The sequence below is a fragment of the Clostridium puniceum genome, assembly GCF_002006345.1.
Lineage (GTDB): Bacteria > Bacillota > Clostridia > Clostridiales > Clostridiaceae > Clostridium > Clostridium puniceum.
Genome location: NZ_LZZM01000014.1, coordinates 1 through 12,275 on the forward strand (window position 1 = coordinate 1; position 12,275 = coordinate 12,275).

The 12,275-nt window shown below is 27.4% G+C and carries 19 protein-coding genes; all 19 read left to right on the forward strand.

Features of this window, described 5'->3' with window-relative positions; genetic code table 11:
• Window positions 1–576: 576 nt before the first annotated feature.
• Entirely contained in the window at window positions 577–993 is a 417-nt protein-coding gene (locus CLPUN_RS01145) for an SMI1/KNR4 family protein (protein ID WP_077839871.1), read from the forward strand.
• 26 nt (window positions 994–1,019) lie between these two features.
• On the forward strand, window positions 1,020–1,409 hold the full coding sequence (locus tag CLPUN_RS01150) for a hypothetical protein (RefSeq protein ID WP_077839889.1): 390 nt from the start codon (window positions 1,020–1,022) through the stop codon (window positions 1,407–1,409).
• A 46-nt stretch (window positions 1,410–1,455) separates the two neighbouring features.
• Window positions 1,456–2,478: a DUF6985 domain-containing protein gene (locus CLPUN_RS28415; RefSeq protein ID WP_242954011.1), complete on the forward strand. Its 1,023-nt coding sequence runs from the start codon at window positions 1,456–1,458 to the stop codon at window positions 2,476–2,478.
• Window positions 2,479–2,652: 174 nt separating this feature from the next.
• Window positions 2,653–3,288 (forward strand): immunity protein Imm33 domain-containing protein, encoded by a 636-nt coding sequence (locus CLPUN_RS01160; protein ID WP_077845555.1) that lies wholly within the window; start codon window positions 2,653–2,655, stop codon window positions 3,286–3,288.
• Window positions 3,289–3,384: 96 nt separating this feature from the next.
• Window positions 3,385–3,828 carry a hypothetical protein gene (locus CLPUN_RS01165; protein ID WP_077845556.1) on the forward strand — a complete coding sequence of 148 codons (444 nt, stop codon included), beginning with the start codon at window positions 3,385–3,387 and terminating at the stop codon, window positions 3,826–3,828.
• A gap of 107 nt (window positions 3,829–3,935) precedes the next feature.
• The gene (locus CLPUN_RS01170; protein ID WP_077845557.1) at window positions 3,936–4,391 is read left to right on the forward strand and encodes a YrhA family protein; all 456 of its coding nucleotides are present in this window, start codon (window positions 3,936–3,938) and stop codon (window positions 4,389–4,391) included.
• 271 nt (window positions 4,392–4,662) lie between these two features.
• On the forward strand, window positions 4,663–5,025 hold the full coding sequence (locus tag CLPUN_RS01175; RefSeq protein WP_077845558.1) for a hypothetical protein: 363 nt from the start codon (window positions 4,663–4,665) through the stop codon (window positions 5,023–5,025).
• Between the two features lie 45 nt (window positions 5,026–5,070).
• Entirely contained in the window at window positions 5,071–5,589 is a 519-nt protein-coding gene (locus CLPUN_RS01180) for a hypothetical protein (RefSeq protein WP_077845559.1), read from the forward strand.
• Between the two features lie 35 nt (window positions 5,590–5,624).
• Window positions 5,625–6,320: a hypothetical protein gene (locus CLPUN_RS01185; protein ID WP_077845560.1), complete on the forward strand. Its 696-nt coding sequence runs from the start codon at window positions 5,625–5,627 to the stop codon at window positions 6,318–6,320.
• A gap of 48 nt (window positions 6,321–6,368) precedes the next feature.
• Entirely contained in the window at window positions 6,369–6,899 is a 531-nt protein-coding gene (locus CLPUN_RS01190) for a hypothetical protein (protein ID WP_077845561.1), read from the forward strand.
• Between the two features lie 192 nt (window positions 6,900–7,091).
• Window positions 7,092–7,472 (forward strand): hypothetical protein, encoded by a 381-nt coding sequence (locus CLPUN_RS01195; RefSeq protein ID WP_077845562.1) that lies wholly within the window; start codon window positions 7,092–7,094, stop codon window positions 7,470–7,472.
• Between the two features lie 103 nt (window positions 7,473–7,575).
• Window positions 7,576–8,019 carry a hypothetical protein gene (locus CLPUN_RS01200; protein ID WP_077845563.1) on the forward strand — a complete coding sequence of 148 codons (444 nt, stop codon included), beginning with the start codon at window positions 7,576–7,578 and terminating at the stop codon, window positions 8,017–8,019.
• A gap of 52 nt (window positions 8,020–8,071) precedes the next feature.
• Window positions 8,072–8,248: a hypothetical protein gene (locus CLPUN_RS28420; RefSeq protein ID WP_242954012.1), complete on the forward strand. Its 177-nt coding sequence runs from the start codon at window positions 8,072–8,074 to the stop codon at window positions 8,246–8,248.
• Window positions 8,232–8,738 carry an NHL repeat-containing protein gene (locus CLPUN_RS28425; protein ID WP_242954013.1) on the forward strand — a complete coding sequence of 169 codons (507 nt, stop codon included), beginning with the start codon at window positions 8,232–8,234 and terminating at the stop codon, window positions 8,736–8,738. Before CLPUN_RS28420 ends, CLPUN_RS28425 begins: the two co-directional genes overlap by 17 nt.
• Before the next feature lie 101 nt (window positions 8,739–8,839).
• A complete protein-coding gene (locus tag CLPUN_RS27925; protein ID WP_198944267.1) occupies window positions 8,840–9,010 on the forward strand; it encodes a hypothetical protein in 171 nt (56 codons plus the stop codon).
• 91 nt (window positions 9,011–9,101) lie between these two features.
• Window positions 9,102–9,842 carry a hypothetical protein gene (locus tag CLPUN_RS01215; RefSeq protein ID WP_077845565.1) on the forward strand — a complete coding sequence of 247 codons (741 nt, stop codon included), beginning with the start codon at window positions 9,102–9,104 and terminating at the stop codon, window positions 9,840–9,842.
• Window positions 9,843–9,995: 153 nt separating this feature from the next.
• Window positions 9,996–10,211: a hypothetical protein gene (locus CLPUN_RS01220; protein ID WP_077845566.1), complete on the forward strand. Its 216-nt coding sequence runs from the start codon at window positions 9,996–9,998 to the stop codon at window positions 10,209–10,211.
• A gap of 174 nt (window positions 10,212–10,385) precedes the next feature.
• Complete coding sequence (locus tag CLPUN_RS01225) at window positions 10,386–10,706, forward strand: hypothetical protein (RefSeq protein WP_077845567.1); 321 nt, start codon at window positions 10,386–10,388, stop codon at window positions 10,704–10,706.
• 911 nt (window positions 10,707–11,617) lie between these two features.
• Window positions 11,618–12,275, forward strand: a 658-nt coding sequence (locus CLPUN_RS01230) for an IS91 family transposase (protein ID WP_143328950.1), incomplete at its 3' end; no start/stop codon positions are given.

Consider the following 12,275-nt stretch of genomic DNA (forward strand, 5'->3'; position numbering starts at 1 on the left):
GGAAGGTAGTGTAAATAAATTAAAGGTAATTAAGCGCATTATGTATGGCAGATGTAGTTTTGCTTTGTTAAGAAGCAAAATTCTAAATCTCGAATACCTAAAATTCAACTAACATTGGAAAGAACCAATAATTCCTTTAAATGTTCAAAGGGGACGTTTGATTATTTTTACTTCAATAAATTTCATATTTATGAATATATATGATTATAAGATTTTTATTTTATTAATTACCATTGTAATTATAATGAAATATATAAATTATTTAGAAATTAAGTGTACTTAATACAAATGACTGTCCGTAAGTCAGGAAGGAAACCCCTTTGTTACTTCACAACTTTTTTATTTTCCATTTGTATATTTAAATATTTTATAAAGAAAATCATTAAAAAGGTTATGCATTATGACAAGAGTAATTCTTATTTTTGCATAACTTTTTATTTTTGTGATAGATAAAGAATAAGTAAAGTAATAGTATGATGTTGCAAACTTAAATGTTAAAATATTTATATAATGGAAAATGGTGAATTGCTATTGTATTTAGAGAATTAAGAACATTTGTGTGAGAGGTAAATGCTGATGAATGAGGAATATAAAATTTATTTAGATAATTTTGATAGAAATGAAAAAATTGATATAACCCAGATTTTAGAAGTTGAAAAAGAACTAGAGGTTAAATTTCCGATTGATTATGTGGATTTTATGCAAGAGTTTAACGGTGGAGAAGGTTTTGTAGGAAAAGAGTACTTAATTATGTATAAAATGCATGAAATCATTGAAGTTAATGATGATTGTGAAGTTTCAGAATATGTACCAGGAATTATACTTTTTGGAAGTAATGGTGGTGGAGAGTATTTTGCTTTTGATTATCGTGAAAGTGAAATTAAATACATAATAATTCCGTCTATACTTGATTATGACGATATTATAATTCAATCTACTACATTAAAAGTATTCTTTAAACGTCTATATAATGGAATGATATTTGAAAATTGACTTGTAAATAAAGGAGATAAATGGAAATGGAAAGAATATTAAATTACAATTATATTCAAGAAAAAGTTAAGGTCTTTTCTTGGCAAGATATTAAATATATATATGAAATACATTATTATCAAGATTTCAATGAATATTATGAAGAAGTTTTTCTATTAGATATTGTCTTTATTATTTTTACAATAGATAATAAGCAATATTCAGTTAAAATTAGATTTTATGAAGTTGAGAATATGAATTTATACATTGGAAGTAAATTTATTCAAATAGTGTGTTTTGACATAGTTGATATTAAAGATGATGGATGGAGTTCATTAAATTATTTAGTGCATGATTTGGAACAAGATGGTGATATAAAGTTTTATTGTAACAAGATAGAGATAATTTCAGTTGCTGAAAGTAATTATAAATTATAGATTTATGAGAAGGAATATTTAAATTAATAAGAGAGGACTAAATATAATGATTACAAATATAATCAAAACAGATTATGGGTTAGAAGGGAAAATGGAATTTACACTATTTAATAAGGCTATTAATGTATTAATGTCAGAGGATATAGATTTAGAATATGCAAATTTGTGCGTTGAAAACTTAGAAAAATTGGATGAAGCGGTTGTAAATAAATTATGTCAATATTCTATAAACTATTGTAATGATTTTTGTAATGAGGTCGGGGAAGAAACTTATGAGTTTAATGCATTAAGGGATGTATTAAATTATATAAATCCAACATGCTTAATAATCAGTAATCCAAAAGATAAGAATAAAGTAGCCTATCATTTAGAATTAGATTGTGATTGGGAAGTAGAACATGGATTAGAGTGGACAATCTGTGATGGAAAAATACTTTATGTAGGTTCTTTTGAAAATGAAAACGGATGGGAAGAAATTTCATATTATAAAGAACTGAATTGGAATTATGCATTCAATGAAACATACTGTACACTAAAGAATTTGCCAACTATAGATATAATTAAAAAAAGCCTTATTTCTATGTCTGCTCTTGATATGATTTTTAGTGAAGAGGATTGGTTAAGAGTATATACATGGTATCCTAACTGGGATGAAAAAAGTTCTTTAGCAGTAATTGATAATGGCGGTGGAGATACAATCCATATAGTATTTTCAAATGATGGATGTATTATCAAAGGGTTTGATCATGAATCTGAGTTATCACCTCATGCTCAGGAAGACTTTGAAGTCTGGAAAGGAATTTATGATGATGTTCCAAAGGTGTTATTAGACTTACTTGAGGATGAAGCCATTGAAAAAGATGATGTGACATTCTGTATTTGGCAGGATAAGAACCATAAGGAGTGGCGAAAGGGAAAAGTAGAAATTCTAGAAGGTTGTAATGATGGTTCGGATTATATGCTTAGTAGAATATTTTCAGTAGAAGGTTATGTAGATTGGGCAAAAGATTATTGGGAATTAGGAGATAGATTGACTATTGAGGAAGTTAAAAAAGTTTTTAACCATTAACCAATTACAGAAGAGATGATAAAAAAAATAAATCCAGATAGAAATATAAAAGAAACAATGGAAGAACTTATAAAAATTGATTATCCAGTAGAGTACAAGTTTTAATTAATTTCAAAAGATTATGCTGAGATAAAAAATTAATAAGTAAAATTTATTATTAAGGTAGGTATTATTATGTCAGGGTGGAAATTAGAAGATATTGAAAGTGTAAATAAGGAAAATCCAAATACCTTTTTTATACCATCATTAAAAGAGCGAAGTTCACAGAAAAAGGGAGATTTAGTGAGATTGCATTTTTTACTTACTAATCCTAAGGACGGTGAGCCAAGGGCAGAGAGAATGTGGGTTGAGATTTCAAGGAAAAAGATGTTTGGTAAGAAGTACATTGGTATCCTTACTAATATTCCTGTATATATAAAGGATTTAAATATTGGAGATGAAATTGAGTTTGAGCCAAAGCATATTGCAAGAACTTTTATAAAGAAAGAAGATCCACGTTGGCTTGAGATAGCAGAAAAAAAGGCACTAGTATCTAGAAAGTGTATGGAGAATAATGGGGTTATATGCTGGCTTTACCGTGAAAAAGCAGATAAAGTAGAAGATAGTGGATGGAGAGTGTTTTCTGGTGAAGAAGATGAGGAATATACTAATAATCCAGATAATATTAGGATAGTTAGTGTAGGTTATTTATTAGATAAAGATCCTACACTATTAGAAATAGTTAAAAGTGAAATTGGCTCTGCATATGAGAGGGAAAATAAAGAAGCATCATGGAAAAAGGTTGAAGATTGGTACAACTTAGAAGAATAATATAACATTTTACATAATGAAACCTACTTTTGGTTTTATAAAGTTTTTGATGAACTAATCAATTTATAGGTAGATGAATTGTTAAGGAGAGAAAAAATGGGAAAATTTTATTTTGAATTTGAGATTAATAATAATGATAGATTTAGTAAATTACAAGATTTTTTTTATGCACTAAAAGAAGAGAAAGCAAAAGATAATATTATATCAAATGATTCAAAATGGATTGGCTATTTTGAAGAAGACGTTCTTATGAAATTCTGGTGGCCAACTTCTGATGAACTTAACGAATATGCAAAACTATGGAAAGAAACTCCGATAAATGAACGATTTACATCTCCGAAGTTACAACATCCATGGGATTTTGAATCAATGATAGATGCATTCTCTAATGGTGAATATGATTTTGTATCTTGCGAACGAATATCAAATGAAAAAGGAAGAATTGAATTTAATCCGTGGTCTTGGCCTTATGGTGGTTCTGGTGCTTTTAGGGCATTAATAGAATATCAGGGGTTCAAAATACTGAGTGAAGATGTTTAATTCATTAGATAATTAATAGTTCAACTAGAGTATATAAAAAATATAATTATAAAAGATTATATAAATTGGAAATAAGGTTAGTGTATTTTATTAAAAGGGGAATTATTATGAAAATTAAAAAAGAATGGGTTAAATATATCACTGAAATCAATATAATTTGCAAAAAATATAACGAGACTGTAAATAGAAACATAGCATCTGAAGTTAGTATTGATACGTTAAAAAAGTGGGTTTCTGATAATATTTCTAAAGATTTATGGCTTAAGGATTATGAAGAATTTTTAAAAGTACAAAATGGATTTGAATTTGATGGGTTAATTTTCTATGGGGCAAGTGATTATGAAAGTAATTTAATAAGTGAAAATGAGGCATGGGATTTTAATGGGGAATCTTTTGGACATAAATATTTATTTTTAGGAGATGCTGATATTTCATGGTATGTTTATGATATTTGTGAGATGAGTTTTGCAGAACTTGATAAACCAAGTGGAGACTTAATTGAAAGATTTAAAGACTTTGATTGTATGCTGCTATCAGCACTTAAAACGAAAATTCAAATTTAATTTTTTGTATATAATCATTCATTATATAAATGTGATGTTTAGTAATTTAATATTAATCTAACAGTTTAAAATTTTAATAATTAATTACACAAGAATACAAAGGTAGATCATTTAAAAATTTGCTAGTACTCTAGCATTGTAAGTGATTTTGAGAATAATGAAGAACTAAAGTTTTATTGTAATAAGATTCAGATAATTTCATTGGTAGAAAGTACTTATAAATTATGATTTGTGAGAAGATATTTTAAATGAAATAAGGAAGGAAATTGATATGAGTGTGGGTTATTATCTGATTAATAAAACAAAAAAAGAGCAAATAACATTTTCTCATCTTCCTGCTGATACTGCTAATGAGTTGACAGGGAATCCAGTTACTTCAGCAATTACTACTTGGTACATGCTCAAAAACTTAGGTGATGAGATAAGTTTTATTCCAGATCAATACTATGAGAATGAATATTCACTAAAAGGAGCGTCATTAGACGAGATTTCAGATTACGATGATGTGACAAATTTACTAATAGAAGATTTAATAAGTTTAGGGATACTAAAGGATAATGGAATTGAAAATTTTTTTGAAGATGAGCCTGAAGTATATATGAGAAGATTAGAAAATATATGGATGGATAAATAATGAAGATGAATTTTGAAAAGTGAAATTAGGAAGGACAAATTTATAGTGATAAAATGTAATGTAGGAAAATACATAATAAATGTTGAACAATATAAACTACCAGAAATGTACAGTAAGTATGTTGAAAATGCTAAATTGAATGAGGAATATGAATTGAATAATGTGGATGGCGAATTATTTTTTATGTCTGCTAGTATTGGAGATAATTGGCCATTTTTGACAGTGACTCAAAGGTATGCACCTAATACAGGTGGTTTTCATCCAGGGTTTTTATTAATACCTGAAACAGATACTCTATTTATTGGTGCTGGTCAAACAATTTTAGTTTATAACCTGAAAGACATAAAGAAAATTGATGAGGATTATTACTATGGAGGATTTTTAGGTTGGTTAAGATATAAGGATTATGTAGTTATGATGGCGGAAGTAGATATAGCATGTTGGAAGAATAATGGAGAAAAATTGTGGACTAGGTTCGCTGAGCCGCCATATAATATAGAATTTAATGGAGATGAGATTATATTAGATAGTATGGGAGAAATAATTAAATTTAATTTAGAGTGATTATAAAATGTTTTATATGGCTGACAGGAGGAAAAGTGATAAATTTATTAGAAAGAGATTATTTTAAAAATAAGGATTTCATAGCATATATTATTAAATCAATGCAGGAAGCACTTTCATATGGATTATTAGATGGAATTGATGATGATGAAGAACTGAAAGATATGAGGGAATATATTGAAACAAACTATGATTTTTTAGATATCAATTGTAATGATTATAAAGAACAATATGTTTCTAGCAATATACTTCATCTTAATATAAATGATATTAGTTGTTATTCAGATATTTTGGGAGAAAAACTTATTTCTTTGCTTAAAAGTATAAATGCAGAAAGTGTAACCATTATACCAAATACAAAGTGTGATTGGTTTATTCAAAAAAACAACTATAAACCAGTTCATAAAGCATTGAAAGAATTAAGAGAAATAGTTGGAAAGAGAAACTATTATGGTGCGTTTGATGTGGATCTTAAGTACCTCAAACAAATGATAGAGATTGTATTTTGGTTGGGAAGATGTAATGCTTCATTACCCTACATTCATTTAATTTGCGAAAAACAAAGAGTAAGTTTTATGATATGTAAATATGGAAATTTACATGTTGACATATATTCAAAAGAAATAGATAAAAGTATTGAAGAATCATATTCAAAAAGTGGTTTCATTTCTATAGATAATGAATATGAATTTCTTGAAGATGAGTTTAAAGGAAGAAAAATCAAAATTTAAAATAGATTTATTATTCTAGTTCTTTTTATTGGAAAGTAGGTGATAGTGGTGCCAGAATACTCACAACTTGAAACTTTTATAAAATATAATAAGTTTACTTTTAGAAATGATCTCGAAAAAATAAATGCATTCTTCTGTGAGTTAGGCTTCAATCAAGGACTAATGAATAACTGGATTAAAGAGATTGATTGGAAAGTAGAAGATAACGGATTTGTATATACTGGTTGTAATTTAGATGCAAATATTATTACGTTTGAAAATTCACCAGAAATACATATTAGACCTATTATACTTGGAATGTCTAAAGAGATATTTAATGATCTTAAGGATGATATATTAATCATTGAGATTTTATTTTATACTGAGGAAATATATGATTTTTGTAAAAAGAGATATAAAGAATGGTTCTTATCAGTTACAAACAATATTGTGGTCATATTAAAAAAGTACTTTTTTGAATTTGGAATTTATTTGACTGATGAAGCAAGTGATATGAAGCCACTTAATGGATTTGTATTTGATGATTGGAGTGAAATTTTAATGTTTGATTTGGCAGTAATACCTGATAAATATATATAGTGATTTACCCGCAAATTATTGTACATCTAAAATTGAAGGAGGCCTTTGCATTTATCGTAATTTTTAATAATAAATTATGACCATTATTTTATTAAGATGTAGTGAACTAACAGAAATATTGTGAGTTGATAGATTTCCAGCAGCATTGAACAGCAATAATTACATATTATAAATAATTTTTTTGGAGGAAGCATGGATAGAATTTATAAACCATTAGATTGCTTGTCTAATGCAGATATTAATAAAATATTAGAAAGTGATGATATAAATGAAATAATACAACTTCCTTTATCTGTTGGTATGAATCATCCTAATTGGAAATATGCTCAAGATCTATGTGTAGTATTATCCAAACATAAAGATGCAGGAGTTAGGGCTAATTCTGTATTAGGATTTGCATATATAGCACGTACAAAAGGTATTTTAGAAAAACATATAGTTAAGCCAATTGTATTAAAGGAATTGAATGAGAATAAAAAATATGAATGGAGAATTATAGATTCAATAAATGATATTAATTTATTCATGAAATGGAATATTTGTCAGAAAGCATTAAATAAAAGGAATAAGTAATTTACACTATTAGTAACTGCCAAACTAATTCTAATTTAGAGTTGGTACAACTTTGTAAATTATGTTTTATTAAAATAGAAGACTAGAGGAGAGGATACATTTAATGTTATTGGGTAAAGGAATTACTGGGTTTTCAGATGATAAAGCATTACTACCAATTATGAGTTGCGATGAATTTAAAAGAATTTGTTATGAAATTGCTACTAGCCTCAAGTTTAATATAGAAAATTTTGACTTTAAACTAGAAGGGAAGAACTTTTATTCTGCTAAAGTTAAAATTAATAATGATACAATATTTATTTTACTCAATGCCCATTATCCTATTATTGCATTTGCATTAAAAATCAGTTCATTTAATAATGAATATTTAGATTTTGAAATGTTAAGTAATGAATTCATAAAATTCTATCATATATTAACTGTTTCAGAATTAGAATCTTCAATAACAAATGAAGTAAAAGAATGTTTAAATGATTGTGAATTGAAGCAATTAAAATATTATAATCCTAATAATTTAGCAGGAGTTATTTTCAATTATTGGGATTGATAAGGATGATATTGAGTATTAAAACATGAAAAGTTTTTTGGAGGAATTCAAAATGAAATTAATTTCAAAATATGGGTGGTCAATAGTTCCTCAAGGTAACAGTTTTTTGTATTATGAGATGAATAGTAAAGGTAAAGAAATAGGCTATTTTAGATATTCTTTTGATAATAGTATTGTTAAGATAGATAAGGATACTTATTCTGAATGCAAATATGGTAAGGGGTTATAAGAACATATTAAAGTATTTTGAGAATGATGCAGTTGTACCAAGTTCTATAATGTGTGGTGATGGCACAGTTATTGTTACGGAATTTAAGGGTTCGTATATTCATATGTTTGATAGAAATGATAATTTGATTTGGATCAATGAATCAATGGGGTCATATAACAATATATACAGTTTAGCATATGAAGTTGGCTTTCTTTGGTGTGTATATCCCACCTCAAATATGATAAAAAAATTTTCGCTAAATACCTTTAAAGAAGAAGTTTCAATAGGTGGAGTAATAGATAAGATATTTAATTTACCAGAGTTTGCAATAGCATATGATGACAAATTATATGTATGCGACATGGGAAATGATAGGATTTGCATAGTAGACTTAGGTACAAATGAGATAAAAGAATATCTTAAATTCAATGAGCCTACTTGGGAATACTTTCAGATTAATGGAAAAGAAATTGTTAGGCTGAAATCAGGAATTTATATCTTAAATTAAGTGTAATTTATATATGCACATTATTCTTAAAAGCAGTAATAGTAATATATAACGTGTGCGCTGATTACACAATTTTATCAAGTAGAATAGAGGGAGACATTATGAAAACAAAATTTATGTTAATAATATCAATTATTCTATTAGTGATTGCAATCCCTTTTTTATTTAAGGATAATACTCATATAATTGGAACTGTTTTATTGACGATTTCAATTATGTTAAATCTTATTAGAGGACCTATTAATTTATGGAATGAGCGAAGATTAAAATAAGTCGCTTTATTCAGAGAAAAGGTGTAATAATAAAAAATTGTAATTCTGCACTACTATAAGAAATGGTGGAGTAATAGGAGATTTGAATTTAATGAGAAGAATAAGAGATGTATTTTATATAAATGCAAATTTTAATGAAAATTATTTTATGTATTACGGAATGGAATTTAAAGAATTTATCAAACATAATCCAATGATTATAGAAAATATTTTGGTGACTGAAGGAAATTATATTGCTAATAATTTTAATAGAAGTTGGTTCTTGGAGACTGCCAATGGAAAAAATGATATTTTAGAGTTATCAAAGGAAGATATTTATGGTTTAGGTAACTTCCATTGGATAGACTATAATAATGAAGTTGATTTAAATAACTGCACTCCAGAAGAAAAGGCAGAAGTATTATATTTATCGCATTTTGGTAAACCTTTGAATTCACCATTTTTTAGTGGAATAAATAATAATTTTGTTTATCTTGCTCATGATGATGGATGGTTTTGTAAATTGTATTGCAAAGATATGTGGATATTTAAAGATATCATTACAAATAAAATTATAGAGAGTTTTTCCTCAAATAAAAGAAGGAAAATATATCCTATGTCTGAAGATATAAAAAAAGAGATACTTGAATTAACTAAAAAAGGACTTTTAATAGACTTTTCTAATATATACAGGGATAATAAATGTATTAGTTTAAATTATTATACTATTGGCCATTATGAAGATATGGACGAAATGTATAATAATCTTGAACGAAACAAGTACAGAGCGGATGTTAAAGGAACAATTGAGCATAAAAATAAAGCATGGAAAATATATACTTGGGATAAGTAACTTAAAAGTTTAATTCATATAACGGAAAATGGTAAGTTATTATTAAAGGAATGATATCTGAAAATTGTAGTTTAAAATAAAGAAGGAACATAGAAATGGAAAGAATATTAAATAAGGACTAACGATTATTTATGTATTTGGAGATGATAAATAATGGACAAGTATAACAAATTAAATTTAGATGAAGTCTTTTTTAAATTATTGGTAGAAGGAACTTTTTTTATCAATGGTAGAGGTGTTGTTGCCTGTGGGCGAGTAAATTCAGTTGAGATTTCTCCTGATAGTGATGTTATTATTACTGATGAATCAGGTTACATAATAAGATATGCAAGAGTTTCTACAATAGATTATGGCTTTATAAGTAAATAACCCATTCCAAAATCAGCAAAGAAAGATTGGAATATCGGTCTTTTATTAAAGGAAATCACTTTAGAAGAAATTAATAGAGGCAACTATATTGTTATTGAATAGTATAAGTAACTGAACTGCTTCACGATTTTGGCAAAAGATGATTTTTTAATGATGACATAAAAAGGAGTAAAAATGTTTATTAGATTATTCATAAAAACTACAGATAAGGATAAGATTGAAATAGTCATTAAATATCTAATGTCATGTATTAATGAAGATAATATAAAATATAAGGATATTAAAACAGAACTTTATTGGAAATTTGATAATACTATAGTGGCTGAAGTTAGGTTGGAATTATATAAACCACTTGAAGGCAAGGAGAAAGAAGATTTTCTTAATAGGATATCAAATAAATGGCTTTATTTTGGAGAGGAAGAAATGCTGTCATTTGTTACTATGGAAGGTTGTAAGTTAAGTCATGATCTAGAAATGGTTAATATCTTTTTTTAGTTAGTGTAGGTAATAAATTATACTATGTCACAGCAAAAAAAAGTCGTGTCAAAACTGCTAAAGTCGTGTCACGGAAAATAAAGTTGTGTTAAGTATGTAGAAAGACTATGCAAAGAAGAATGGAGCGATTCTCTTCAGATGCATAGTCTTTTTTGCGTTTGGTAAAAAATAAAATTGAAAAGAAGTCAGAAATAATGAGGGATTAAGCAATGTGAAATAGAGCGTAAATTTCTAACTGCATTCGCATCGGCAGTAGCCATGAGCAGAAAAATGTAGTTAATTTAGGCTCTTTGTGACACAACTTTATTTTGCTAATCGGGGTGAGTTATTTCTTTTTTTATTCCGTTTTTATTCTTTTTTGTTATGATTTAGGTTAAAATTCTTGACACGACTTTATTTAACCCCTAATTTTGGAAAATGGGGATGATCGGAGAGGTGTCAAGGGCTTGAGCCATGTTGAAAACTCAAACGTTTCAAGGTGCACATTCAGAACTTTATTATTCGAGCAAAACGTGCTAGAGTAGAGATAGAGCGCAATTAGAGGGTGGGTTATTTTAACAATATAGTTTTCGAAAAAATGAAGAGGCTTTATTCAAAACTTTATTATTATTTTTGGAATAAATAGGAATGAGAAATGAGAGAAATAAATGGATTGAAGAGGTTTTCTCATTCAGAACTTTTTTATAATTGAGTGAATTTTCAACAGGGAAAATAGCGAAAATACCTGTGGATAACCAGCAAAATGGGACGAAAACCGTTCACAACTTTATTTGTATGGTAAATTTTCGAATGGGGCATGATGAAAGTCGGGGAGAGAGTTTGAGAGGGATTTTGCTCGTTCAAGACTTTTTTATTCTCTAGGAAATTATATTGTTGGACAATCTGTGGATAACTAATAAAATATAGATATTATGATGAAAGAGAAAATAACAGTAAAAGACATATTAAATAATAACTATAATGATTTCAAAAATAAATATTGGAATAAGGTACCGAAATATATGCGAAAGCATATTGATGAAGCAGTAAGTAAGGCTTTAAAGTGTAGTGATATTAAGTATGGATTTGCAGAATATAAGTGTGAAACATGTGGAGAGAGCACAAAAGTTCCATTTACATGTAAAAGTAAATTTTGTAATAGATGTGGTAGATTATATACAATGAAATGGGCTGAAAAACAAAGACAAAACATTCTAAGAGTTGTACATCGACACAGTCTAAGAAATTATTTTTATTCTAAGAGAGAATTATTAAAGGAATTACAAGATGGAGTAAACGAGGTAATTAAGTATTGGTATAATAAAAAGAAAGGCTCTAATTATGAAGTTGGAGTAATTGCAGTAATTCATACTTTTGGTGGAGATTTAAAATGGAATCCACATTTACATGCGTTAGTAACTGAAGGTGCTGTTGATAAAAAAACAAAGTGGTGGAAGCAAGTTGAGTATATTCCATATCCATATTTGAAAAAATCATGGCAAAAGGTTTTGTTAGAAATAATAAAAAAGCACTTCAATTCTTATAAGACAAGACAATTAATAAGTTATCTATACAAAAAATACCCGAAAG